General features: G+C 63.0%; 22 protein-coding genes. 7 read left to right on the forward strand and 15 right to left on the reverse strand.

The features are described 5' to 3' along the window. The first annotated feature begins 39 nt into the window (after nt 1-39). On the forward strand, nt 40-315 hold the full coding sequence (locus Q9451_RS04480) for a polyhydroxyalkanoic acid system family protein (protein WP_012274567.1): 276 nt from the start codon (nt 40-42) through the stop codon (nt 313-315). 12 nt (nt 316-327) lie between these two features. Here Q9451_RS04480 and Q9451_RS04485 read toward each other — a convergent pair whose 3' ends face one another. Beyond that, a complete protein-coding gene (locus Q9451_RS04485; protein ID WP_012274566.1) occupies nt 328-5,025 on the reverse strand; it encodes a DUF6543 domain-containing protein in 4,698 nt (1,565 codons plus the stop codon). Between the two features lie 177 nt (nt 5,026-5,202). Here Q9451_RS04485 and Q9451_RS04490 point away from each other — a divergent pair, with 177 nt between their 5' ends. Together Q9451_RS04490 and Q9451_RS04495 are read left to right on the forward strand one after the other, a co-directional pair. Beyond that, nucleotides 5,203-5,622, forward strand: a complete 420-nt coding sequence (locus tag Q9451_RS04490; protein WP_012274565.1) for a phasin family protein — start codon at nt 5,203-5,205, stop codon at nt 5,620-5,622. A gap of 10 nt (nt 5,623-5,632) precedes the next feature. Then, entirely contained in the window at nt 5,633-6,409 is a 777-nt protein-coding gene (locus Q9451_RS04495; protein WP_012274564.1) for a phasin family protein, read from the forward strand. 121 nt (nt 6,410-6,530) lie between these two features. Here the strand turns inward: Q9451_RS04495 and Q9451_RS04500 are convergent, their stop codons facing one another. The 14 genes from Q9451_RS04500 to gshB form a co-directional block, all read right to left on the reverse strand. Beyond that, on the reverse strand, nt 6,531-7,145 hold the full coding sequence (locus tag Q9451_RS04500; protein WP_345960885.1) for a TetR/AcrR family transcriptional regulator: 615 nt from the start codon (nt 7,143-7,145) through the stop codon (nt 6,531-6,533). Between the two features lie 13 nt (nt 7,146-7,158). After that, nucleotides 7,159-8,841 (reverse strand): class II poly(R)-hydroxyalkanoic acid synthase, encoded by a 1,683-nt coding sequence (phaC, locus tag Q9451_RS04505; RefSeq protein ID WP_012274562.1) that lies wholly within the window; start codon nt 8,839-8,841, stop codon nt 7,159-7,161. A 52-nt stretch (nt 8,842-8,893) separates the two neighbouring features. Further along, nucleotides 8,894-9,745, reverse strand: coding sequence for a poly(3-hydroxyalkanoate) depolymerase (gene phaZ / locus Q9451_RS04510; protein ID WP_012274561.1), 852 nt, complete (start codon nt 9,743-9,745; stop codon nt 8,894-8,896). 63 nt (nt 9,746-9,808) lie between these two features. Continuing rightward, nucleotides 9,809-11,488 carry a class II poly(R)-hydroxyalkanoic acid synthase gene (gene phaC / locus Q9451_RS04515; RefSeq protein ID WP_012274560.1) on the reverse strand — a complete coding sequence of 560 codons (1,680 nt, stop codon included), beginning with the start codon at nt 11,486-11,488 and terminating at the stop codon, nt 9,809-9,811. Between the two features lie 268 nt (nt 11,489-11,756). After that, nucleotides 11,757-12,134 (reverse strand): DUF971 domain-containing protein, encoded by a 378-nt coding sequence (locus tag Q9451_RS04520; RefSeq protein WP_012274559.1) that lies wholly within the window; start codon nt 12,132-12,134, stop codon nt 11,757-11,759. 88 nt (nt 12,135-12,222) lie between these two features. Then, entirely contained in the window at nt 12,223-13,566 is a 1,344-nt protein-coding gene (gene hslU / locus Q9451_RS04525) for an ATP-dependent protease ATPase subunit HslU (RefSeq protein ID WP_012274558.1), read from the reverse strand. A gap of 76 nt (nt 13,567-13,642) precedes the next feature. Next, on the reverse strand, nt 13,643-14,173 hold the full coding sequence (gene hslV / locus Q9451_RS04530) for an ATP-dependent protease subunit HslV (protein ID WP_003249309.1): 531 nt from the start codon (nt 14,171-14,173) through the stop codon (nt 13,643-13,645). Nucleotides 14,174-14,430: 257 nt separating this feature from the next. Continuing rightward, on the reverse strand, nt 14,431-15,702 hold the full coding sequence (locus tag Q9451_RS04535; RefSeq protein ID WP_012274557.1) for a dihydroorotase: 1,272 nt from the start codon (nt 15,700-15,702) through the stop codon (nt 14,431-14,433). Further along, complete coding sequence (locus Q9451_RS04540) at nt 15,699-16,703, reverse strand: aspartate carbamoyltransferase catalytic subunit (protein ID WP_008099987.1); 1,005 nt, start codon at nt 16,701-16,703, stop codon at nt 15,699-15,701. The genes Q9451_RS04535 and Q9451_RS04540 overlap by 4 nt, the downstream gene beginning before the upstream one ends. 12 nt (nt 16,704-16,715) lie before the next feature. Further along, complete coding sequence (gene pyrR / locus Q9451_RS04545) at nt 16,716-17,234, reverse strand: bifunctional pyr operon transcriptional regulator/uracil phosphoribosyltransferase PyrR (RefSeq protein ID WP_012274556.1); 519 nt, start codon at nt 17,232-17,234, stop codon at nt 16,716-16,718. A 49-nt stretch (nt 17,235-17,283) separates the two neighbouring features. Then, nucleotides 17,284-17,709: a Holliday junction resolvase RuvX gene (ruvX, locus tag Q9451_RS04550; RefSeq protein WP_003249316.1), complete on the reverse strand. Its 426-nt coding sequence runs from the start codon at nt 17,707-17,709 to the stop codon at nt 17,284-17,286. Then, the gene (locus tag Q9451_RS04555) at nt 17,709-18,278 is read right to left on the reverse strand and encodes a YqgE/AlgH family protein (RefSeq protein ID WP_012274555.1); all 570 of its coding nucleotides are present in this window, start codon (nt 18,276-18,278) and stop codon (nt 17,709-17,711) included. Before Q9451_RS04555 ends, ruvX begins: the two co-directional genes overlap by 1 nt. A gap of 166 nt (nt 18,279-18,444) precedes the next feature. After that, nucleotides 18,445-19,350, reverse strand: coding sequence for an energy transducer TonB (locus tag Q9451_RS04560; protein ID WP_012274554.1), 906 nt, complete (start codon nt 19,348-19,350; stop codon nt 18,445-18,447). A gap of 91 nt (nt 19,351-19,441) precedes the next feature. After that, on the reverse strand, nt 19,442-20,395 hold the full coding sequence (gene gshB / locus Q9451_RS04565; protein WP_012274553.1) for a glutathione synthase: 954 nt from the start codon (nt 20,393-20,395) through the stop codon (nt 19,442-19,444). A 154-nt stretch (nt 20,396-20,549) separates the two neighbouring features. Here gshB and Q9451_RS04570 point away from each other — a divergent pair, with 154 nt between their 5' ends. From Q9451_RS04570 to Q9451_RS04585, 4 genes are read left to right on the forward strand one after another with little or no spacing between them, the layout of a single operon-like run. After that, entirely contained in the window at nt 20,550-20,951 is a 402-nt protein-coding gene (locus tag Q9451_RS04570) for a response regulator (RefSeq protein WP_012274552.1), read from the forward strand. Nucleotides 20,952-20,998: 47 nt separating this feature from the next. Further along, nucleotides 20,999-21,364, forward strand: a complete 366-nt coding sequence (pilH, locus tag Q9451_RS04575) for a twitching motility response regulator PilH (RefSeq protein ID WP_012274551.1) — start codon at nt 20,999-21,001, stop codon at nt 21,362-21,364. After that, nucleotides 21,361-21,915 (forward strand): chemotaxis protein CheW, encoded by a 555-nt coding sequence (locus Q9451_RS04580; RefSeq protein WP_012274550.1) that lies wholly within the window; start codon nt 21,361-21,363, stop codon nt 21,913-21,915. Before pilH ends, Q9451_RS04580 begins: the two co-directional genes overlap by 4 nt. 47 nt (nt 21,916-21,962) lie before the next feature. After that, nucleotides 21,963-23,987, forward strand: a complete 2,025-nt coding sequence (locus Q9451_RS04585) for a methyl-accepting chemotaxis protein (RefSeq protein WP_223296421.1) — start codon at nt 21,963-21,965, stop codon at nt 23,985-23,987. Nucleotides 23,988-23,993 lie beyond the last annotated feature (6 nt).

Raw genomic sequence — 23,993 nt, forward strand, 5'->3', positions numbered from 1 at the left:
CATAATGCCAATTATGTCTACATCTTCAGGAATGCCCGCATGACCCAGATCAGCGTCGAACGCAAACACTCCCTCGGCCGCGATGCCGCCCGCGCCAAGGCCGAAGCGCTGGTCGACAAGCTCAGCCGCGAATATGACCTCAAGGCCACCTGGAACGGTGACCGGGTCGATGTGGCCCGCAGCGGCGCCAATGGCAGTGTGCACATCTTTGATGACAGCATCCGCGTGGAACTGAAGCTGGGCATGATGCTGTCGATGATGAGCGCCACCATCAAGGGTGAAATCGAGCGGGCGCTGGACAAGGCGCTGGCCTGACGCCTGCGGCCTTCAGCTATCGGGGAACGGGATGATGTCCTCGACCTGCTCGAGGCGCAGATCACCCCGGTAGATTTCGTATCGCTCTGCCGGGGCCTGTGCGCGTTGCAAACGCTCCTCGCGGCTCATGGTGTTCGGGAACTTCAAATGGCCTTTGGCAAAGCGCCGTGGGTTGGCATTTGCGCTGGTGTAGTGGAAATGCGCTTCCCAGAGCTTCTGCCTGGGTTCCAGGCGATAAACGTCATAGACATCCAGAAAGTCATTGGCCTTGAGCCTTTTGCGGGCCCTGGTGAGCTTGACCTCGATTTCGTTTGCCTCCAGGAGGAAATGCAGGGCCTTGCTGTCCGGGTGCTGAGTGCCCAGGTAGGCGGTGGTCAAGAGGCGCTTTTTTTCTGCCCGCACTTCGGTAACTGCCAGGTCCAGCCTGGTGGCCAGTGCATGCCCTTGGTCCGGGCCGGCGCGCAACGCGTCGGCGATGTCTGCCATGTCCTGAATGTAGAAATCAAGCTGGTCCGCCAGGCTGTTTGGCCCGTCCAGGTGGCGGGAGGCGTGGGCGATCCTGGTATCTTTCTGAGCCAGCAGGTCGGCGCCGGTGCGGCGCAAGCGCGTGTAGTCGGGTGCTGACGCAGCTTGCGGCACCGCTTCCCAGTGATCACCTTGTTGCTGATAGCGCGCAACCGTTTTTTCGGTCAACGGGTCGACCTGCACGGCTTCGTCGCCGTCCTTGGTTTCTTCGACCACCACTGATTTGCCCCGGCTGGTGCGGATAACCTTGCGTTTCACAGATCGCACTTTGTGGGTCAGCGGCTGTTCGAGCGCTGTTTCCTGCAGATCGGCCGCGGCAGAAGTGGCGGCCAAGTCACGCTCAGTCAGGGTTATCAGTGCATTCAGCTCTGCGATGTATTCGTTGAGTTTGCTGCTGTTCACCGCCGGAATGTTGCGTGAAAGCAAATACTCGGCATTGCCCAGTGACAGTTTGTATTCGCCTAACGCGCTTTCCAGTGGCTCTTTCTGTTCTTCTGGGGCCAGCTGGGCTGCAGCCAGGCTGTCGTGGCTAAGCAGCGCTTCGTGCAGTGGCTTGTTACGCAGGGTTTTATGCGAGAGCAGGACACTTTCGAAGTCCTCCGCAGTTAGCTGATCTCTGCTCACGACCAACTGATACAGGTCGCTCAGGATCTGAGCTCGGACCATCAGTGTGGAATATCGCCGGTTGTTGATGATGACATCGAGCTTCTTGCGTTTGCCAGAGAACTGGATCTGCCCATCTGTCAGTGCCTCGCTGAGGTTGTGGTCAAGGCGTTGGCTGACGTTGAAGAGGCGTCTATGGGTGGCCAGTGCTGCTTCGACCTTCTTGCTGTAGTCCAGGTACAGCTGTGCCTGCTCCTGGCCGAAGGGTAACTGCAAGAGCCGACGTGACTGGTCTTTAAGTGCGGCATAGTCATTCATATCGAGCAGTCGGTGGAACTGATGCAAGTCGGCGGTAAGCAACTGTTCCCACCATTGCCCACGGGCGAAGGAGGCCACTGCGTTGGGGTCGAATCTGGCGTATTTGGGGTCACTCATGCTGGCGAAGAGCTGCGCTTGATTACTTATCAGCTCGGCCTGTTTTTCGTAGGTGAGGGCGAGCACATCAAAGTTCGCACGTGACTCGTTGCGCAGCGTGCGCAGTGCCCGCCGCCTTGCTTGCAGCTCCTCCGGCAGGTCGTCGAGGGCTGTGTCGGGGTAGGCATCGAGGGATCGCTGAAATGCCAGGTATGCCTCGTCATATGGCTTTACCCGTTGCAGATAGCCGTCGAGGAATATTTCTGTGTTGGTGAGCTTTTTGTCATTCGCCGCTCGGTCTTCCTGCATTTTCTTCAGCGCTTGTTTTTTTTCGTCGATCAGTGCCTTGGCTGTTCTCGGCATACCGCCCGACAGGTGCAAGTCGAGCATCCATTCACCGTTCCAGCGCGTCAGCCAAGGGCCGCGGCTGCGTTCGCGGCCGACAATGTAGTAGCCGTCAGGGGTTGCACCCCATGACTGCGACCATTCGCTGTGACTGACCTGCGGTCCGATGATGCGTACGCCGCTCCAACTTTCTTCGACCTCGTAGGCGACATCCTGCAATTTCACGTAGTAGCGGTCGTCAACCTTGTACAGGCCCCGCAGACGGCCGCTGGCCAGCGCAGTCTGCTCGTTAAGGCTGATCTTGGCGCGTAAGGTGGCGAGCGCCGCACGGGCTTCGCGGGGCAGGTTGCCGAGCCGTTGGTCGTGGCCCCATTGGCTGATGTGGATTGGTGCGGGCCGGGACTGCTCGGCAGGAGCTTGCCAGGTTTCCTGTTCGGACGGCTGCTGTGCAATTGCGCTGCGAGCACGGCGCGGTTCGGGCTGAAGCGGCAGTTCAGCTTCGTGCTCGGCAGTACCGGGCCCGTGGGCCAGCAGCATGGCCAGGTTCAGCAGGATGTCGGCACCGGCGAGCAACTTTTCTTCGTCGCTACCCTGGGTCAAGGCTGTCAGGTCATCCTTGATGGCGAGCAGGGCTTCCACCAGCCAAGCCAGCAGACCTGCCGGCCCACGCAGCAGTGGCGTGACCGTGTTGAACGCCAGCCATGCGAGCCGCACGACCAAAGCCCAGCGTTGCTGGGCATTGGAGAGGCTCTGCCGTGAGGCCAGTAGCAGGAGAACGCTCGCCCTGGCCTGGTACATCGAACTGTCCACATCGCCTGACCATGGCGTGAAAGCCAATGTGGCAGGTGCTCGCAAGCGCTCGAGGGCATCAGCGGCCAGCCCAGGGCCAGGTCCCAACAGGTGGGCCAGTTCAGCGAGACCAGCATGCAAGTGTGGGTGGGTGAAACCATCATTGGCATAAATGGGGCGGGCATCGTCATCCAGCCAGTCAAGGACTTCTTGCTGCAGGGTGTGTTCGGTCCGAATGCTCGTCATCAATTGGCTGCGGCTGTCGAACTGCCTGATGGCCTGCCTGGCAAACAAGGGCCGGTAGAGTATCCAGGCCCCAGTTGCGGGTACTTCGATGACGAACATGCCATGCACCAGGTTGGTCTTTGGGCCACCCGGCACGCTGCACAATGACAGTGGCCCCATCTTCAGCGATGTACTGGCATGGGCTTCACGGCGGCAAAAATCCGCAACGGCCTGCCAGGTGCGCTCGTTCAACTGCCCCGTGATCTTGGCCTGTAGCGCGCTAAGCAGTAGCGCAACACGCCATTCTTCAGCAAAGCGCTGGCGACGTTCGTCGTTGTCAGAACCCGTCTGCAACTGGTCGTGGACATACTTCGGGTACTGGCCTCCGACATCCACGGCAGTGATCAGTGCATCGACATAATCAAGGTCCATCCAACTGCCGGGCGGCTGTTGCCCGGCCAGTTGAACCGCCGAAGCCACCTGGTCGCTACCCAATGGCAAACGTGAGATGGCCAGCTCGGTCAGGCTGATGGTTTTCAGGTACTCAAGCTTCGCGGGCCCCACGGAGGACACCTGCACGACTTGTGAAATCGTGATCCGCACCTGGTCAGGGTCGCAAAGCGGCTGGTTCGGGTGGTCATGACGCATTTGCTCGCGCAGGCGGCGAGCCGTGTAGTGCTGCAAGTCTTCGATCCCGTCCAGGGAGGTTTCACCGCGTGCCAGCATGTGCCCTGCCGTTAGCTCCAGCAGTGCCATGTGGTATTGGAAGCGGTCAGTTGCCGTGGCCTTTTCAAGCCAGTCAGGCAGCGTGATCGAGGGTGCCGACCGTTCGATACGAAAGCTCGCCGGGAATATCGATGAGGGGTCGCTCAGCTTGCTGAATACGCGCTCCAGATCAACAACCTGCTCGATAGTGCCAAGCTGCACCCGGTCAATCTTTTGCAGCAGGCCGTTGAGCAATTGCCGGGCCTGATAGGCGAACGGGTCTTCGGTCAATGCCACGCAGGCCCAGGTCATCGTATCGAACGCATGGTGCTCGGAAAGCTCGTCGCGCAGGGCGGCGGCGAACGCGCTGAGCCCGTTGAAACCGCGCACGGTACCGGAGGGGCTGCACCACAGAACCAGATCGCGTGCATCTTTTTTGCCCGTGATGAGCAGGTCCGGCAACACCTCATGGGCCACGTTGCCTGGGTTGCCGAGCGAAACCTGCAAAGCCTGTACGTCTACCGTTGTATGGGATCGAGCGAGCAGGGTGTACAGCAAGGCCTTCTGATCACTGTCCAGGCCTTGGTGCTCAAGCGTGGCGAGCAGTGCGGCCTTGAGTACCTGTTGCATCCACTGAAGGCGGGTTACGTCCGAGTCACCGTCGCGGCCGTTCCAGTAACTGATCTGTGCCTGCTGAAATGTCTCGCAAAGGGTTGCCAGCACATCGTCGTAGTCAGTGTTCAGGTCGGCCATGCGAATATCGATGGCCGGCGCGACATGCTGGGGGCGAAAGACGGTTGGTGGGTTCAGGCTGAGCTGATCCGTGGGCTCGAGCGCCATGGGCTGGCCGCTGAGAAAATGTTCGAGCAGTGTATCCACCAAGTTGCTTGGCTGTGCAGGTAGCTCTTCATCCAGGCTATGCAGGATGCTGAAGCCCGCTATGGAGCGCAGCTCTGGGTGGTTTTCGCGGGTCCATGGGTAGCGTGCCACGAGTGCGTCGTAACCTGCGCTGGCTACGACTTCGCGCAGGCTGGGGCGGTTGGCGAACTGCTGCGCTACCTGTTGCTTGAATGATAGGTATGCCAGGGGCAGTGATTGGGGCATGGTTTGTGGCTCCGGTCAAAGGGAGCCGAATGCTGAAACGCCAACCTGAAGCAGTGGCGGTAGATAAGTCAGCGTGGCGATCTTAGGGTGAAGATTCTAATTACAGCCTCTACCTTATGCTCAAGCCCAGCCTCCATGGGCGGTTCCTCCTCCACTCATGAGCATGAGGTACAGAGCATGGCCAAAGTGACTGTGAAGAAAAAGGACGACGCCCTGGGTACGCTGGGCGAAGTGCGCGGCTACGCGCGCAAGATCTGGCTGGCTGGCATCGGCGCTTATGCGCGCGTGGGCCAGGAAGGCTCCGATTATTTCCAGGAGCTGGTCAAGGCCGGCGAAGGCGTCGAGAAGCGTGGCAAGAAACGTATCGACAAAGAGCTCGATGCTGCCAACAACCAGATCGATGAAGCCGCTGAAGAAGTCAGCCGCGTACGCGGCAAGGTAGAGATTCAACTCGACAAGATCGAAAAAGCTTTCGACGCACGGGTAGGGCGCGCCTTGAATCGCCTCGGCATTCCGTCTAAACATGACGTTGAGGCGTTGTCGATCAAGCTTGAACAGCTGCACGAACTGCTTGAACGCGTCGCGCACAAACCATAAGGAGAGCAGGATGGCTGGCAAGAAGAACACCGAAAAAGAAGGCAGCTCCTGGGTCGGCGGGATCGAGAAATACTCCCGCAAGATCTGGCTGGCGGGGCTGGGTATCTATTCGAAGATCGACCAGGACGGCCCGAAGCTGTTCGACACGCTGGTGAAAGATGGCGAGAAGGCCGAGAAGCAGGCGAAGAAGACGGCTGAAGAAGTAGCCGAATCCGCCAAATCATCGACCACTTCGCGTGTGTCTGGTGTGAAGGACCGTGCGCTGGGCAAGTGGAGCGAGCTCGAAGAGGCTTTCGACAAGCGTCTGAACAGCGCCATCTCACGCCTGGGCGTGCCGAGCCGCAACGAGATCAAGGCCCTGCATCAGCAGGTGGATAGCCTGACCAAGCAGATCGAGAAACTGACCGGTGCTTCGGTTACGCCGATATCGTCGCGCACTGCCGCGGCCAAACCGGCTGCGAGCAAGGCAGCAACCAAGCCATTGGCCAAGGCCGCAGCGGCCAAGCCTGCGGCGGCAAAACCTGCAGCTAAAATTGCGGCGGCCAAACCTGCGGCCAAGCCAGCAGCCAAACCCGTGGCAGCCAAGCCTGCGGCGAAACCGGCAGCAGCCAAACCAGCGGCAGCGAAGAAACCCGCAGTGAAGAAGGCACCGGCCAAACCGGCAGCCGCGAAGCCTGCAGCTCCAGCGGCCAGCGCCGCACCGGCCGCGACCGCAGCACCGGCACCTGCCGCCGCCCCGGCAAGCAGCACGCCGTCGGCTCCGACTGGCACCGGTACCCTGATCTGATACCGCGTCGCCTTCTTCGCGGGCTTGCCCGCTCCCACAGGTACAGTGCCGATCAGCAGGTCAGCGCAGGCCCTGTGGGGGCGGGCATGCCCGCGAAGGCCTCTGCGCCGAAACAGCAGGTTTATCCTTCCAGATAGCGCACCGCCAATTGCTCTGCCGCCGCCCGTGCCTGCGCCTGCAGATGCGGCGCCACCAGCATCATCACCTGGTACACCACGATCCCCACATCCGCCTCGCGCCCCAGCACCCGCTGGTAATCCAGCGAAAACATCAGCGTCAATGTGATCTGCTCCACCAGTTGCCCCAGCGCCTGGGTCTCACTCTCTACCAGCCCCTGGCCCTTGAGGCTGGCCAACAGCGCCGCGAGTGTGCGTTTGAGCGCATTGATCAGGCCGCGCATGCCACGGGCCAGCTTGGGCAGGCGCCCGGTCAGGTTGGACAGGTCCTGGAACAGGAAGCGGTACTGTGACATGCGCTCGACGATCAAGTGCAGGAACAGCCAATAGTCCTCGGCATCCAGGCGCACATCCAGGGGAGGGTCGAGCAAGGGCATCAGCGCTTCCTCGAAACGCTCGAAAAGGCCCAATACCAAGGGTTCCTTGCCATGGAAGTGGTAATACAGGTTGCCTGGGCTGATGCCCATTTCGTTGGCAATTTCCAGGGTGGAGACGTTGGGTTCGCCCTGCTGGTTGAACAGCTGCAGGGCGCATTCCAGGATACGGTCGCGGGTTTTCATCCAGTCAGCATGCTCATCGGGTCAGCACATAGGTGCCTGGCGCGGGGCCTAGCGGTGGGTAAGTGGTATTGCCCAGCTCGCTGCGCGGCGCCTTGAGCGGGCCGGAGCGTGCAGTGATCCATTCCAGCCACAACGGCCACCAGCTGCCTTCGCTGCGTTTGGCGTCGTGGAACCAGGCGCGGGGGTCGCTGCTCAGCCTGGGGTTGGCCAGGTAGTACGCCTTGGGGTTGCCGGGCGGGTTGATGATGCTCTGGATATGCCCGCTGTTGGCCAGCACGAAGCGCCGCTCGCCACCCAGCAGCAAGGCCGAGCGGTACACCGCGTCCCATGGGGTGATGTGGTCGTTGCTGCCGGCCACGGTAAAGCTGTCCAGGTTGACCTGCTGCAGGTCGATGGGCGTGCCGCACACTTCCAGCCCGGCCGGGTAGGTCAAGGGGTTGAGCTTGAAGAACTCCAGCAGGTCGCCATGCAGCGCGGCGGGCAGGCGCGTGCTGTCGGCGTTCCAGTACAGGATATCGAAAGCCGGCGGTGTCTTGCCGAGCAGGTAGTTGTTGACCCAGTAGTTCCAGATCAAGTCGTTGGGCCGCATCCAGGCAAAGATCCGTGCCACCTCGCCACCGTCCAGCACGCCGCGCTGATAGGAGCGGCGTTTGGCGGCTTCGATGGTCTGCTCATCGGCGAACAGGCTGGCTGGGCTTTCGAACTTGCTGTCCAGCAAGCTGACCAGGTAGGTGGCGCTGCGCACGCGACGCAACTGTTTCTTGGCTTGCAGGTGGCCCTGCAGCGCAGCCATGGTCAGGCCACCGGCACAGGCGCCCATCAGGTTGGGGTCACGGTTGCCGCTGATGCTGCGGCAGGCATTCAGTGCTTCTTCCAGGGCCTGCACGTAACTGGAAAGGCCCCATTCGCGGTGGCGTGGGTCGGGGTTGCGCCAGCTGACCATGAACACCTGCAAGCCGTTCTTGAGCATGTACTGGACGAAGCTGTTGGTCGAGCTGAGGTCGAAGATGTAGAACTTGTTGATCTGTGGAGGCACCACCAACAGAGGGCGGGCGTGCTGCGTCTCGCTCAGCGGCTTGTACTGGATCAGCTCCAAAAGCTCATTGCGAAAAACCACGGCGCCAGGCGTCGCGGCGAGATTGCCGCCCACCTCGAACGCACGCTCGTCCACCTGGCGCGGCAGGCCATCGTTGTGGCGCAAGTCTTCGAGCAGGTGGGCTACGCCACGCACCAGGCTCTGACCGCCGGTGTTGAGCAGCTCCTTGATTGCCAGCGGGTTGAGCAGTGAGTTGCTGGGGGCCAGCGCATCGTTGATCAGGTTGAACAGGAAATGGGCGCGTGCTCGATCATCGTCGTTCAAGTGGCTTTCATCGATCCACTGGCGCGTCTGTTTCTGCCAGGCCAGATAGGCCTGCAGGCCACGGCGGTAGAACGGGTTCTGGCTCCAGGTCGGGTCACTGAAGCGCGCGTCACGTGGGTTTGCCTGGTAGGGCGTGTCCCCCAGCATCACCCGCCCCAGTTGCCCGCCAAGCGCCAGTAGATGGTGCGCGGTATGCAGCGGGTGGCGCAGGCCGTGGCGGCCGACGTTGCGCAACGTGGACAGCAGGTCGCGGCCGCGCAGGCCGAGGATGGCGTTCTGCACGTTCATGCGGGTGGCGGGGAGCGTTGTCGATCCTTTGCCCGGTTTGTCTTTCATGGCAACACTCCCTCGTTCTGGCCATGGCGCCGCCTCGCGGGCAAGCCCGCGCCTACACGCCCGAAGCCGGGCGAGGGTGCATGACTGCGCGCTGACGTTCTTGCTGCAGAAACTTCATGATGATGGGGGCGACGGCCTCGGCCCGGGTGATCAGGAACAAATGGCCGTCGTCGATAATGTGTAGCTGGGCATTGGGAATCCGCCAGGCCAGCAGGCGCATGTTGATCAGCGGGATCAGCGGGTCGTCGTCGCCGGCCAATACCAGGGTGGGCTGCTGGATCTTGTGCAGCCAGTGGATGCTGGTCCAGCCAAGCCCGGCGAACAGCTGCCAGTAGTAACCCAGCTTGCCGCCAGAGCGCACCTTGGCGGCATGGTGCATGGCCAGGTCCGGGTCGCGCCGGAAGCCGCCGCCATAGATCATCGGCGCAATGCGTATGACATGCGACGGCTGCACGTAGCGGCGGGGGCTGGCCATCATCCACAGCACCTTGGGCTTGCCTGGCACCATGACCGCGCCAGCAGCGGTGGCGGCCAGCACCAGCTTCTTGCAGCGCTCGGGGTAGTCGTGCGCGAACTGCTGGGCCAGGGCGCCGCCCCAGGACACGCCGATGACGTTGACCTGGCCGTAGTCGAGGTAGTCGAGCATCCGTGCCGTCAGCTTGGCCAGCCCAGGGAAGCGATACGGGTGGCGTGGGGTGGACGAGCCACCGACACCGGGCACGTCGAAAGCGATGACTTCCAGGTCCGGGTCCAATGCTTCGATGAACGGAAACACCAGCTCCAGGTTGGCGCCGATGCCGTTGAAGATCAGCAACGGCGTCAGGTGCGGCTTGCCCGGGCGGACGGCGGTGCGGATGGACTGGTCGTCCAGCTCGACGGTCCTGAAAATGTAGGGTTGCGGCATGCGCGTGACTCTTGGGTGAAGTAAACACCGTGGCGCCCCCGTAGGTGGCCACGGCGCTGCTACTCAACGTTCGTGAACGTACGTGCCTGGGGAGGCCTCGCCGGCAGCGTAGGCACGGTTGCCCAGGCGGGTGGGCGCCTTTTTCAGCGCGCCGGCACGCTCGCCCAGCCAACTTTGCCAGTGCAACCACCAGGAGTCGGCATGCTTGGTGGCGTTTTCCTGCCAGGCCACTGGGTCGCCTGGGCGGTCGGCACCGGTCATGAAGCGTGCCTTGGGGTTGCCCGGCGGGTTGAGGATGCTCTGGATATGCCCGCTGTTGGACAGCACGAACTCGATCTTGCCGCCAAACAGGTGTGCCGAGCGGTAGCACGACTGCCAGGGGGTGATGTGGTCGTTGGTGCCGGCAAGGCTGTAGATGTCGCATTTGACCTGCTTCAGGTCGATTGCGGTGCCGCACACTTCCAGGGCTTCGGGGCGCGTCAGCGGGTTGCTCTTGAACATTTCGATCAGGTCGCCGTGGAAGGCGGCCGGCAGGCGCGTGGTGTCGTTGTTCCAGAACAGGATGTCGAACACCGGCGGTTCATTGCCGAGCAGGTAGTTGTTGACCCAGTAGTTCCAGATCAAGTCATTGGGGCGCATCCAGGCGAACACCTTGGCCATTTCGCTGCCTTCCAGCACGCCTGCCTGGTAGGGGTGGCGCTTGGCGGCCTCCAGGGTCTGCTCGTCGACGAACAATGCAACCTGGTTGTCCATGGTGGTGTCGAGCACGCTGACCAGCAGGGTCAGGGCGTTGACCTTGTTTTCGCCAATGGCGGCATAGTGACCCACCAGTGCGGTGCAGGTGATGCCGCCAGAGCAGGCACCGAGCATGTTCAGGTCCTTGCTGCCGGTAATCGCCAGCACCGCGTCGACTGCTTCTTTGAGCGCATCGATGTAGGTGGACAGGCCCCACTCGCGCTGGGCCTTGGTCGGGTTGCGCCAGCTGATGATGAAGGTCTGCTGCTGCGAGCGCAGGCAGAAGCGTGCCAGGCTTTTTTCCGGGCTCAGGTCGAACACGTAGAACTTGTTGATCTGCGGCGGTACCACCAGCAGCGGGCGAGCGTGTACCTGCTCGGTGATGGGGCTGTACTGGATCAGTTCCAGCACATCGTTGCGGTACACCACCGCGCCTTCGCTGGTACCCAGGTTCTTGCCCACTTCGAAGGCATCCATGTTCACCTGGCTGGGCATGCCGCCATTGTTGACCATGTCCTTGGCCAGGTTTGACAGGCCATCGAGCAGGCTCTTGCCGCCTGTTTCGAAGAAACGTTTGACCGCGGCCGGGTTGGACAGGGTATTGGTCGGCGCCATGGCCTCGGTCATCAGGTTGATGACGAACTGGCCGCGGCTGATGTCCTGGGGTGACAGGTCGCTGCTGCCGATCCAGTCCTGTAGTTCATTGCGCCAGGCCAGGTAGGTTTGCAGGTAGCGGCGGTACAGTGGGTTGTTGCTCCAGGCCGGGTCGTTGAAGCGACGGTCGTCGCCTTCCGGGGCCAGGTTGGACTTGCCCAGCAACACGTTCTTCAGTTCCAGGCCAAAGTGGGCCACATGCTTGGCGCTGTGCAGCGGTTGGCGCACGGCCTGGCGCAGCACAGTGCGTGCCGAGCTCAACAGGTCCTTGCGGCGAATGCCGATGACCGGGTTCAGCCCCAGGGTGTTTTCCGAGGCCTGCCGCTGCAGCTCATCGTTGTTCTTGTTACTCATCTACGACGCTCCGTTGTCCTGAGACGAGTACCGGTTGCCGTGGCGGGTGCACAGCGCTGAGCCCGGTACTGCTACTCGGGTGACCAGTGATAAGGAACAGCGGTGCTGCGGGGGTTCTGACGACCTGCAAAGTGATGCAGGGAACTTGCCACACCCATTGGTTACCCGACTTTCATGTAATGCGCAAGACAGCCCCTCACTGGGCTGTCTGCAAGCCATTCAAACAGATGAATTTAGAAAATGCGCTCTAAACCCCGCAGGCCTTGCGCTAGAGCATCAGTTTGACCACCGACTCGGCCGGGTCGCGGGATTTGCCGGCCTTGTGCAGCTCGTCGAGGTATTCCGCCCACAGCTGTTCCTGGCGCAGGCACAGCTGCTCGAGGTATTCCCAGGTGAACAGACCGCTGTCGTGGCCGTCGTCGAAGGTCAGTTTCAGTGCATATTGGCCGGCGGGTTCGAGGCCGACGAGGCCGACGTTGATCTTGCCGAACTGCAGAATGGGGTTGCCGTGGCCCTGGACTTCGGCGGAGGGGGAGTGCACGCGCAGGAATTCGGCGGGCAGTTGGTAGACCTCGCCGGGGGCGTAGGTGAGGCTGAGGGTTTTCGAGGCTTTGTGCAGGTTGATGGCAGTGGGCAGGCGGGCCATGGGCAGAATCTCTCGGGAGCTGATAAAGCACAGCTTCAGGAGATTTGGGGGAATGTGCAAGGGGGCCGCAAAGCGGCCCCCTGCGGTATTACAGGATGTAACGCGACAGGTCTTCGTTCTGCGCCAGCTCACCCAGGTGGCTGTTCACGTACGCCGCGTCGATCTGGATCGGCGCTTCGTCGTGGGTGCTGGCCAGGTCGCCCGCGCTGAACGACACCTCTTCGAGCAAACGCTCGAGCAGGGTGTGCAGGCGACGGGCACCGATGTTCTCGGTCTTCTCGTTGACCTGGTAGGCAATCTCGGCCAGGCGCTTGATGCCGTCAGCCTGGAACGCGATGTTCAGGCCTTCGGTCTTGAGCAATGCCTGGTACTGCTCGGTCAGCGACGCGTGCGGTTCTTGCAGGATGCGCTCGAAGTCTTCTGGGGTCAGCGCCTTCAGCTCCACACGAATTGGCAGGCGGCCTTGCAGTTCAGGCACCAGGTCGCTCGGTTTGCTCAGGTGGAACGCGCCCGAGGCAATGAACAGGATGTGGTCGGTCTTGACCATGCCCAGCTTGGTGTTGACGGTGCAGCCTTCGATCAGCGGCAGCAGGTCGCGCTGTACGCCTTCACGGGACACGTCGGCACCGCCAACGTTGCCACGCTTGGCCACTTTGTCGATTTCGTCGATGAACACGATACCGTGCTGCTCGACTGCTTCCAGGGCCTTGGCCTTGAGTTCTTCCTCATTGACCAGGCGGCTCGCTTCTTCATCGCGAACCATCTTAAGCGCTTCTTTCACCTTCAGCTTGCGCGCTTTGCGCTTGCCCTTGCCCATGTTGGCGAACAGGCTCTGCAACTGGTTGGTCATTTCTTCCATGCCGGGCGGTGCAGCAATTTCCACGCCTACGGCATCGGCCACTTCGATCTCGATTTCCTTGTCGTCCAACTGGCCTTCGCGCAGGCGCTTGCGGAACAGTTGGCGCGTGTTGGAGTCGCTGCTGGTCTGTGCGGCTTCCTCGCTGAAGCTGGTGACGCGCGCTTGTGGCAGCAGGGCATCGAGAATGCGGTCTTCGGCGGCATCTTCGGCGCGGTGGCGCACGCGGATGATTTCTTGCTCGCGCAGCATTTTCAGCGCGGCATCAGCCAGGTCACGGATGATCGACTCGACGTCGCGGCCCACATAGCCCACCTCGGTGAACTTGGTGGCTTCGACCTTGAGGAACGGCGCGTTGGCCAACTTGGCCAGGCGGCGGGCGATTTCGGTCTTGCCGACGCCGGTAGGGCCGATCATCAGGATGTTCTTCGGGGTGACTTCGGCACGCAGCTCGGCAGGGAGCTGCATGCGCCGCCAGCGGTTGCGCAGGGCAATGGCCACGGCGCGCTTGGCGTCGTCCTGGCCGATGATGTGGCGGTTGAGTTCGTGGACGATCTCGCGGGGGGTCATGGACATGATCAATAGGGTCCTTGGGCAGATGAGTCAGCGTGGAAAAACCCCTTCACCGGGAAGGGGCGCCAGAACAGCTGAATCAGTCGGCCAGGTCCTGCTCCTCGATGGTCAGGTTATGGTTGGTGAACACGCAGATGTCGCCGGCGATGTTCAGGGCGGTTTCAGCGATTTCGCGTGCCGAGAGGTCAGTCTTGTTCAGCAGGGCGCGGGCGGCGGCCTGTGCATAGGCGCCGCCGGAACCCATGGCGATCAGGCCATCTTCGGGCTCGACCACGTCACCGTTGCCGGTGATGATCAGGGAGGCGTCCTTGTTAGCCACGGCCAGCATGGCTTCCAGGCGGCTCAGGGAGCGGTCTGTACGCCATTCCTTGGCCAGCTCGACGGCGGCGCGGACCAGGTGGCCCTGGTGTTTTTCCAGCTGGCCTTCAAAGCGTTCGAACAGGGTGAAGGCGTCGGCGGTAGCACCGGCGAAGCCCGCAATGACCTGGCCGTGGTACAGGCGGCGCACCTTTTTGGCGTTGCCTTTCATCACGGTATTGCCGAGGGATACCTGGCCGTCGCCGCCCATGACGACTTTGCCGTTACGGCGGACAGAAACGATGGTGGTCAAGGGGAGAGTCTCCACGCAGCGGGGCGAAAGTGCCTGATGCAGACTCATATGGGGGTGGGGGGAAGGATTTCAACCGTGGGGGATGAATGGTTGGTCCGGTCTTCGAACCGGGCACGGTCGATGTAGGAGCGGCCTTGTGTCGCGAAAGGGCCGCAAAGCGGCCCCAGCGATTCATGCGTGATGCAGAGACCCTGGGGCCGCTGCGCGGCCCGTTCGCGACACAAGGCCGCTCCTACACAAAGCAAGTTCGCGCTTTGTCAGGCCTCGTGGCAGACGTGCCCATCGACCAAGGTATAGCGCACCGCACCCGGCAGGCAGTGGCCGATGAACGGGCAGTTCTCGCCGCGCGAGAACCACTGCTCGCCGGCAACGGTGGAGGCTTGCGGGTCGAACAGCACCAGGTCGGCCGCCCCACCCACTTTCAGCTCGCCGGCTGGCAGGCGCAAGGCGGCAGCCGGGCCGCTGCTCAGGCGGGCGAGCAAGGTTGGCAGGTCGAGCAGGCCATCCTGCACCAAGGTCATGGCCAGCGGCAGCAGCAACTCGACGCTGCTGATACCCGGCTCGGTGGCGCCGAACGGGGCCAGCTTGGCGTCGCGCTCATGCGGCTGGTGGTGGCTGGAAATCGCCTGAATCACCCCCGACTTCACTGCCTCGCGCAGGCCGTCACGGTCGGCTGCGGTGCGCAGCGGCGGCTGCACGTGGTACAGGCTGGAGAATTCGCGCAGCGACTCGTCGGTGAGGATCAGCTGGTACAGCGCCACATCGGCGGTCACCGGCAGGCCCAGGGCTTGGGCTTGGGCGATCAGCCGCGCGCCACGGGCGCTGGTGATCTGGCTGAAGTGCGCACGCACACCACTCTGCTCCACCAGCAACAGGTTGCGCGCCAGGGCCACGGTTTCGGCGCTTTCCGGGATGCCCGGCAGGCCAAGGAAGCTGGCCATGGCACCTTCGTGGGCCAGGCCGCCCTGTGCCAGGTCGCGGTCCTGGGAGTGGAACACCACCGTCAGATCGAAGGTGGCCGCGTACTCCAGGGCACGAGCCAGGGTACGGTTGTTGGGGATTTCCTTCAGGCCGTTGCCGAATGCCACGCAGCCGGTGTCACGCAGGGCCACCAGCTCGGCCAGTTGCTCGCCCTCCAGGCCTTTGGTCAGGGCGCCGATCGGGTAGACCTTGCTGTTGGCCGCTTCGCGGGCACGGTCGAGGATCAGCTCGGCCACCGCCGAGGTGTCCAGCACCGGCTTGGTCTGCGGCGGGCAGCACAGGCTGGTAACGCCGCCGGCCACGGCCGCGCGGGTTTCACTGGCGATGTTGCCTTTGCGGCTGTAACCCGGCTCGCGCAGGGAAACGCCAAGGTCGACCAGGCCGGGCGCGGCGACCAGGCCATCGGCCTGGATCGTGCGGCTGGCGCTGAAACCGGCCGGGGCGGCGCCGATGGCGGCAATGCGGCCGCCCTCCAGGTGCAGGTCGGTGACTTGGTCCAGGCCGCTGTTGGGGTCGATGACCCGGGCGCCGAGAATACTGATGGTCACTGGGCGTTCTCCTGGTCGAATTGACGTTGCGCGTTCTGCCCGCTCATGGCCATGGACAACACGGCCATGCGCACGGCGATGCCGTAGGTGACCTGGTTGAGGATCACCGAGTGCTTGCCGTCGGCCACTGCAGACTCGATTTCGACACCTCGGTTGATCGGGCCTGGGTGCATGACGATGGCGTCGGGCTTGGCCCCGGCCAGGCGTGCGGTGGTCAGGCCGAACAGGCGGTAGAACTCGCCTTCGCTGGGTAGCAGGCCACCGGCCATGCGCTCACGCTGCAGACGCAGCATGATCACCACGTCGACGTCTTTCAGGCCTTCGGCGAGGTCGGTGTAGACCTTTACGCCGTACTGCTCGATACCGATCGGGATCAGGGTTTTCGGGCCGATCACGCGAATGTCCGGGCAACCCAGCGCTTTGAGCGCGAGCATGTCGGAGCGGGCCACGCGCGAATGCAGGATGTCACCGACGATGGCCACCGACAGGTTTTCGAAGCTGCCCTTGTGGCGGCGGATGGTGAGCATGTCGAGCATGCCCTGGGTCGGGTGCGCGTGGCGGCCGTCACCGCCGTTGATCACGGCAACGTCCGGGCACACATGTTCGGCGATGAAGTGCGCGGCGCCCGAGTCGGAGTGGCGCACGACGAACATATCGGCCGCCATGGCTTCAAGGTTGCGCAGGGTGTCGAACAGCGTTTCGCCCTTGCTGGTCGAGGAGGTCGACACGTTCAGGCTGATCACGTCGGCCGACAGGCGCTGGGCCGCCAGTTCGAAGGTGGTACGGGTACGGGTCGAGTTCTCGAAGAACACGTTGCATACGGTCTTGCCGCGCAGCAGCGGGACTTTTTTCACGGCCCGGGCACCGACTTCCAGGAAGGAGTCGGCGGTGTCGAGAATCTCGGTGAGCAGTTCGCGGGGCAAACCGTCGAGCGAGAGGAAGTGGCGCAGCTGGCCCTGATCATTGAGCTGCAGCGGGCGCTTGGCGTCGATTGGCGTCATCGCGGGGGACTCTTAAAGGGCGGAAGCGGAGGCGAGGTCCTGGCGCTCGAGGGCGAGCGGTGCGGGTCCGGTCAATTTTACCCGTTCATGGGCCGCCAGCGACAGGGTGGCGCCAAGCACGTTCGGACGGATTGGCAGTTCGCCGGCATCCAGGTCCAGCAGGCAGACCAGGGTAACGCTGGCCGGGCGGCCATAATCGAACAGCTCGTTGAGCGCAGCGCGAATGGTGCGGCCGCTCATCAGTACGTCATCCACCAGCACCAGGTGTTGGCCTTCGACTTCGAACGGCAGCTCGGACGGACGCACTTGCGGGTGCAGGCCGTTCTGGCTGAAGTCATCGCGGTAGAACGAAACGTCCAGGGTGCCCATGGGGCTGGTGTCGCCCATGGCTTCCTGCAGGGCCTGGGCAACCCAGACACCGCCGGTGCGGATACCGATATAGCGCGGCTCGCTGATGTGACGGCGGGCCAGGTGGGCGCGAAGGTCGACAGCCATCTGCCGGATCAGCTCGGCGGGATTGGGTAGGCTCATTGCGGGCTCCTCGGAAGGGTGCGCCGGGTGGGCCCGGCGGCAAAGATGATCAGGTGTTGGCCTCCAGCCAGCCTTGCAGCAACAAGGCAGCGGCGATGGCATCGACCGGGTTGTCGCGGTAGCTGCCGCGCTGGCCGCCACGGGCCATGCGTTCGCCTTTGGCCTCGAAGGTGGTCAGGCGCTCGTCGTGGGTGTGCACGGGCAGGTTGAAGCGGCCGTTCAGGCGGCGGGCGAACTTTTCGGCGCGGGCGCTCATTTCGCTGGGCGTACCGTCCATGTTCAGTGGCAGGCCGACGACAATGGCGTCCGGCTTCCATTCGGCGATCAGCTTTTCCACCTGGGCCCAGTCCGGCACGCCGTTCTGTGCCTTCAGGGTGCACAGTTCGCGGGCCTGGCCGGTTATCACCTGGCCGACGGCCACACCGATCTGTTTGCTGCCGTAGTCGAAGCCCAGCAGTAGGCGTAGCTCGGCCATCAGGCGTGGCCCGCCTGGCTGGTCAGCAGGTGCAGGTTGATCCCCAGGCTGGCGGCTGCAGCTTCCAGGCGCAGGTCGTTGGCCATGCCGAAGATGATTTCCGGGTCGAACGGGCAGTTCAGCCAGGCGTTGTCGGCCAGCTCGGCCTCCAGTTGGCCCGCTTCCCAGCCGGCATAACCCAGGGTGATCAGGCTCTGTTTCGGGCCTACCCCTGCGGCAATCGCAAGCAACACATCCTGCGATGTGGTCAGCGACAGGCCTTCCAGGGCCACTGTGGCCTGGAAGCTGCACTCGCTGCTGTGCAGCACGAAGCCGCGGTCGGTCTGCACCGGGCCGCCCTGGTAGATCGGCACCTGCGAGGTGCTGGCCGGCGGCATTTCGTCCGGGCGCAGCTGCTCGAGGATGTCGGCCAGGCTCAGTTCCTGCGGCCGGTTGACCACCAGGCCCATGGCGCCATGCTCATTGTGCTCGACGATGTAGGTGAGGGTCTGGGCGAAGTTCGGATCGGCCATGTGCGGCATGGCGATCAGAAACTGATGCTTGAGGTAGCTGGGGGCTAGGGTTTTCATGGGGGATAGTGTGGCGCCAGGTGGCGAGGCTGACAAGGTGCGGATTTGTGTCGTTTGGTTGGTGTCTGTCTTGAGGTTTTTGGTGTCTTTGAGATCGAGCGCCGCCCGCGCGGCGCTCGATCTCCGCGCCACCGCATCTCGCAAGCCCTACGCCCAAGGCCAATACTCAATTACTGGACAAACGGTCCCCACGGGCAAACCGCCATGTCCGAATAATCTCCAACCGGTCAAACTCAGCCAAATCCCCAGTAAACGGTGCAAACGGCGCCGCCAGCCTTACGATGCGCTGTGCCGCCTGGTCCAGCACCGGTTGCCCGGACGACTCCAGCACCAGCACCTCGTACAGCGAGCCATCACGGTTGATCGACACCATCATGCGCAAGTTGCCGTAAATCTGCTGCCGGCGCGCTTCGTCGGGGTAGTTCAGGTTGCCCACCCGCTCGACCTTCTTGCGCCACTCTTCCTTGTACCAGGCGCCCTTGTCGCGCATGGTCGAGGCGGCGTTCAGGCGGTGAATGCGCGGGCGTTTGGCGTACATCTGCTGTTCGTTGGAAAGCTCCGCCTCCAGGCTGGCGATCTGGCTGGACAGCTGCGAGCTGTCGAAGTCTGGCGCAGGCGCGGCCGGTTTGGGCTGCGCCTTGCTTTCCTTGGGCTTGGGTTCGACCTTTTGCGGCTTGGGCGCGGTCGTCACTACCGCCGACTTCTGCGGGGTAGGCGGGGGTACCACTTCGGGCCTGGCGGCGGGTGGTGGGGTAATCTTGTTGATCTTGCTGTCCTGGAACGGGGCCAGTTCGGTGGTCGTGGGGACCGCCTTCTTGTCCAGGGTGCCGCTGCCCTGCTGGTTGTCCTGGGCCTGGAAATCGGCCTTCTCGGGCGCTTTCTCGCTTTTGAAGGTGGCCAGGGTGATGTCCATGGTGTGGCGAATTTCGGCAGGCTTGACCACGGTGAAGCCGACGCCAAGAATCAGCGCCAGGTGCACCAGGGCAGCCAGAAACAGGGTGAAGCCGAGCCGGTCCACCGGGCGAACACGGGGAGGCAGCAGGTCGGCAGGGATGTCAGCGGGCAGCGTCATCAGGTATCCAGCAACCGCAGGGCGGGGCAGTAGCTCAGTCGAATAGGACCGGCATCATACCCCACTCTAGGGTCTAGCTTCGCGTTGGCTGTCAGCGCGCCTTGAGCTTGCGATCAATGGCATCCATCAACTTGCCACCGATATCGGTGTTGTAGGCGGCATCGATCTCGCGAATACAGGTGGGGCTGGTGACGTTGATTTCGGTGAGGAAGTCGCCGATCACGTCCAGGCCCACGAACAGCAGGCCCTTCTCGCGCAGGGTCGGCCCGACCTGGGCGGCGATCCAGCGGTCGCGCTCGGTCAGCGGGCGGGCCTCGCCACGGCCGCCAGCGGCCAGGTTGCCACGGGTCTCGCCACTGGCAGGGATACGCGCCAGGCAATAGTCCACCGGCTCGCCATCGATCATCAGGATGCGCTTGTCGCCGTCCTTGATCGCCGGCAGGTAGGCCTGGGCCATGATCTGCTGGGTACCCAGCGCTGTCAGGGTTTCCAGGATCACCGACAGGTTGGGGTCGCCAGCGCGGTGACGGAAGATCGACGTACCGCCCATGCCATCCAGTGGTTTGAGGATCACGTCAGCATGCTTGGCGGCGAATTCGCGAATGATGTCCGGGCGGCGGCTGACCAGGGTCGGCGTGGTGCATTGCGGGAACAGCGTGGCGAACATCTTCTCGTTGCAGTCGCGCAGGCTCTGCGGGCGGTTGACCACCAGCACGCCATCATTCTCGGCCTGTTCCAGCAGGTAGGTGCTGTAGACGAACTCCATGTCGAACGGCGGGTCTTTGCGCATCAGGATCACGTCCAGCTCGGCCAGCGGGCTGTCCTGCTCCTCGCCCAGCTCGAACCAATGTGCCGGGTCGGCGAACACCTTCAGCGGGCGCATGCGTGCACGGGCCTTGCTTTCGCCCTGGTACAGGTCTTGCTGTTCCATGTAGAACAGGCTCCAGCCGCGTGCCTGGGCGGCCAGCAGCATGGCCAGCGAACTGTCCTTCTTGTAGGAGATGGACGCGATGGGGTCCATGACAATGCCGAGGCGAACGCTCATGGGGTGGTTCCTCTTGGCGGCGCTTGGCCGCGATGGCTCGAAAGAAAAGTGGCTCAGGGTGGCGCCGCGAGCGCCGCCGGTCAAGGGGCGGCGCAGATGGAATGGCCTTCCGGAGTGTGCTAAAAGTGCAGCTAATTTCCATTGGTAGGCGTCTATGGAACAACCCCTGAAGGTGATGGTGATCGACGATTCCCGCACGATCCGCCGCACCGCACAGATGTTGCTCGGTGAAGCGGGCTGCGAGGTGATCACCGCCAGCGATGGCTTCGATGCCCTGGCCAAGATCGTCGACCACCAGCCCAGCATCATTTTCGTCGATGTGCTGATGCCGCGCCTGGACGGTTACCAGACCTGCGCGGTCATCAAGCACAACAGTGTCTTCAAGGACACCCCGGTGATCCTGCTGTCGTCGCGCGACGGCCTGTTCGACAAGGCTCGTGGCCGGGTGGTCGGTTCCGATCAGTTCCTGACCAAGCCGTTCAGCAAGGAAGAATTGCTCGACGCGATCCGCGCCCACGTGCCCGGGTTTGCCGTACCTCAACAACACGCACCCTGACCGCGCCCCGCCATGGCACGGTCCTACTTTCCTGATGGGGAAACAGCATGGCCCGAGTTCTGATTGTCGACGACTCGCCGACAGAGATGTACAGATTGACCGAATGGCTGGAGAAGCACGGCTACCAGGTGCTCAAGGCCAGCAACGGTGCCGATGGCGTGGCCCTGGCCCGGCAAGACAAGCCCGACGCTGTGCTGATGGACATCGTCATGCCTGGCATGAACGGTTTCCAGGCCACTCGCCAGCTCAGCAAGGACCCAGAGACCAGCGCCATCCCGGTAATCGTGGTGACCACCAAGGACCAGGAAACCGACCGCATCTGGGCCACGCGCCAGGGTGCACGTGACTTCCTGACCAAGCCGGTGGAAGAGGACGCGCTGATCGCCAAGCTCAAAGAAGTGCTGGGGGCTTGACCACCCGCCCGCAGGGCGCGTCGTTGACCGCCTTCGAGTTGTTGCTGGACATCGACCGGCGCTGCCGCCTGCTGGTGGCCGACCAGCCACCGCAGGACAACCGCCTGCAGCAGTGGAGCGGCATCGGTTTTCGCATTGCCGGGCAGTGGTTCGTCGCGCCCATGGGCGAAGTGGCCGAAGTGTTGCGCGAACCGCGCAGTAGCCGTGTTCCCGGCGTGCAGCCGTGGGTGTGCGGGGTGGCCAACCTGCGTGGCCGGCTGTTGCCGGTGATGGACCTGAGCAGCTTCTTCGGCCTGGGCCACGCCGCCCCAGGCAAGCAGCGGCGGGTGCTGGTGCTGGACCACGATGACCTGTTCGTCGGCCTGCTGGTGGACGAGGTACTGGGCCTGCAGCACTTTGCCCTCGACAGCTTGCAGCTGTCGCCGCCGCAACCACTGATCCGGGCCGCTGCACGCTTTGTGCAGGGGCACTTCCCGCGTGAACGCAACTGGGCGATCTTCAGCCCCTTCGCCCTGGCCCAGGCGCCGGGCTTTCTCGATGTGGCGTTATAGGACCTGCGAACGTGAACAAGCCTGCCACCCCCGTCACTGCCACCACCGTGACCCCACGTACCCGCAGCATCGCGCAGATCACCGTGCTGTTCCTGATCCTGATCCTGTCGATCATCCTGCTGTTCGCCAACTTCGCCTACCTCAATACCCAGTCCAACTACGACAAGCAGTACATCGGCCATGCCGGTGAGCTGCGTGTGCTGTCGCAACGCATTGCCAAGAACGCCACCGAAGCGGCCACCGGCAAGGCGTTGGCGTTCAAGCTGCTGTCGGATGCGCGCAACGATTTCGAGCGTCGCTGGGGCTACCTGCGTCAGGGTGACAAGTCCACCGGCCTGCCGCCTGCGCCACCCTCGGTGCGTGACGAGATGGAGTCGGTACGCCGTGACTGGGAAAACCTGCGTAAGAACACCGACATCATCCTGGCCAGCGAGCAGACCGTGCTGTCGTTGCACCAGGTGGCGGCGACCCTGGCCGAGACCGTGCCGCAGTTGCAGGTGGAATACGAAAAAGTGGTCGAGATCCTGCTGCAGAGCGGTGCCCCGGCCAATCAGGTGGCGGTGGCCCAGCGCCAGCTGTTGCTGGCCGAGCGTATTCTCGGCTCGGTCAACACGGTGTTGGCCGGTGACGACAGCGCAGCCCAGGCGGCCGATGCCTTTGGCCGCGACGCCGGGCGCTTTGGTCAGGTGCTGGAGGGTATGCTCAATGGCAATGCGACCATCCAGGTAACCCGCGTCGAGGACGCCGACGCCCGCGCACGGCTGGCCGAAATTGCCGAACTGTTCCAGTTCGTTGCAGGTTCGGTCGATGAAATTCTCGAAACTTCGCCCGAACTGTTCCGTGTGCGTGAAGCCGCAGGCAACATTTTCAGCCTTTCGCAAACCTTGCTCGACGAAGCCTCGCACTTGGCCAACGGTTTCGAGAACCTGGCCGGTGGGCGCACCCTCGACACCGTTGGCGGTTACGCCCTGGGCCTGCTGGCGCTGGCCTCGATCATCCTCATCGGCCTGGTCATGGTGCGTACCACCAACCGCCAGTTGCGCGAGACCGCAGAAAAGAACGAACGCAACCAGCAGGCGATCATGCGCCTGCTCGACGAAATCGAAGAGCTGGCCGACGGCGACCTGACCGTGACCGTGTCGGTGACCGAAGACTTCACCGGCGCCATTGCCGACTCGATCAACTATTCCGTGGACCAGCTGCGCGACCTGGTCGCCACCATCAACCACAGCGCCATGCAGGTTGCCGCCGCTGTGCAGGACACGCAGAACACCGCTCGCCAACTGGCCAAGGCCTCCGAGCACCAGGCCGCACAAATCAGCGAAGCGTCCGAGGCGGTTGGCGACATGGTCGAGTCGATCGATCGGGTGTCGGCGCATGCCTATGAATCGGCCAAGGTGGCCGAGCGCTCGGTGGCTATTGCCAACAAGGGCAACGAGGTGGTGCATAACACCATCAACGGCATGGACAACATTCGCGAGCAGATCCAGGACACCGCCAAGCGGATCAAGCGCCTGGGCGAGTCTTCCCAGGAAATCGGCGACATCGTCAGCCTGATCGACGACATTGCCGACCAAACCAACATTCTCGCACTCAACGCTGCGATCCAGGCCTCGCTGGCCGGTGAGGCCGGCCGCGGGTTTGCCGTGGTCGCCGACGAGGTACAGCGCCTGGCCGAACGCTCGTCGTCGGCCACCCGCCAGATCGAGGCACTGGTGCGCACCATTCAGGCCGACACCAACGAAGCGGTGATCTCCATGGAGCAGACCACCGCCGAAGTGGTGCGCGGCGCCCGCCTGGCCCAGGATGCCGGGGTGGCGCTGGCCGAGATCGAAGGGGTATCGCAGAACCTTGCCGACCTCATCCACAGCATTTCCGACGCTGCCCAGTTGCAGACTTCTTCGGCAGGGCAGATCTCCCATACCATGGCGGTGATCCAGCAGATTACCGCGCAAACCTCCGCAGGCTCGGGTGCCACCGCCGACAGTATTCGCCACCTGGCCCGCATGGCCAGCGAGATGCGCCGTTCGGTGTCCGGTTTCACCCTGCCGCCACCGGCAGAACCCAAGTGAAGCGCC

The organism is Pseudomonas sp. NY8896 (assembly GCF_039634505.1).

Excerpts from the sequence above, each read along its gene's own strand:
- Q9451_RS04480 (WP_012274567.1), top strand. The coding sequence starts at position 40 with ATGACCCAGATCAGCGTCGAACGCAAACACTCCCTCGGCCGCGATGCC.
- Q9451_RS04485 (WP_012274566.1), bottom strand. The coding sequence starts at position 5,025 with ATGCCCCAATCACTGCCCCTGGCATACCTATCATTCAAGCAACAGGTA.
- Q9451_RS04490 (WP_012274565.1), top strand. The coding sequence starts at position 5,203 with ATGGCCAAAGTGACTGTGAAGAAAAAGGACGACGCCCTGGGTACGCTG.
- Q9451_RS04495 (WP_012274564.1), top strand. The coding sequence starts at position 5,633 with ATGGCTGGCAAGAAGAACACCGAAAAAGAAGGCAGCTCCTGGGTCGGC.
- Q9451_RS04500 (WP_345960885.1), bottom strand. The coding sequence starts at position 7,145 with ATGAAAACCCGCGACCGTATCCTGGAATGCGCCCTGCAGCTGTTCAAC.
- phaC (WP_012274562.1), bottom strand. The coding sequence starts at position 8,841 with ATGAAAGACAAACCGGGCAAAGGATCGACAACGCTCCCCGCCACCCGC.
- phaZ (WP_012274561.1), bottom strand. The coding sequence starts at position 9,745 with ATGCCGCAACCCTACATTTTCAGGACCGTCGAGCTGGACGACCAGTCC.
- phaC (WP_012274560.1), bottom strand. The coding sequence starts at position 11,488 with ATGAGTAACAAGAACAACGATGAGCTGCAGCGGCAGGCCTCGGAAAAC.
- Q9451_RS04520 (WP_012274559.1), bottom strand. The coding sequence starts at position 12,134 with ATGGCCCGCCTGCCCACTGCCATCAACCTGCACAAAGCCTCGAAAACC.
- hslU (WP_012274558.1), bottom strand. The coding sequence starts at position 13,566 with ATGTCCATGACCCCCCGCGAGATCGTCCACGAACTCAACCGCCACATC.
- Q9451_RS04540 (WP_008099987.1), bottom strand. The coding sequence starts at position 16,703 with ATGACGCCAATCGACGCCAAGCGCCCGCTGCAGCTCAATGATCAGGGC.
- pyrR (WP_012274556.1), bottom strand. The coding sequence starts at position 17,234 with ATGAGCCTACCCAATCCCGCCGAGCTGATCCGGCAGATGGCTGTCGAC.
- ruvX (WP_003249316.1), bottom strand. The coding sequence starts at position 17,709 with ATGGCCGAGCTACGCCTACTGCTGGGCTTCGACTACGGCAGCAAACAG.
- Q9451_RS04555 (WP_012274555.1), bottom strand. The coding sequence starts at position 18,278 with ATGAAAACCCTAGCCCCCAGCTACCTCAAGCATCAGTTTCTGATCGCC.
- Q9451_RS04560 (WP_012274554.1), bottom strand. The coding sequence starts at position 19,350 with ATGACGCTGCCCGCTGACATCCCTGCCGACCTGCTGCCTCCCCGTGTT.
- gshB (WP_012274553.1), bottom strand. The coding sequence starts at position 20,395 with ATGAGCGTTCGCCTCGGCATTGTCATGGACCCCATCGCGTCCATCTCC.
- Q9451_RS04570 (WP_012274552.1), top strand. The coding sequence starts at position 20,550 with ATGGAACAACCCCTGAAGGTGATGGTGATCGACGATTCCCGCACGATC.
- pilH (WP_012274551.1), top strand. The coding sequence starts at position 20,999 with ATGGCCCGAGTTCTGATTGTCGACGACTCGCCGACAGAGATGTACAGA.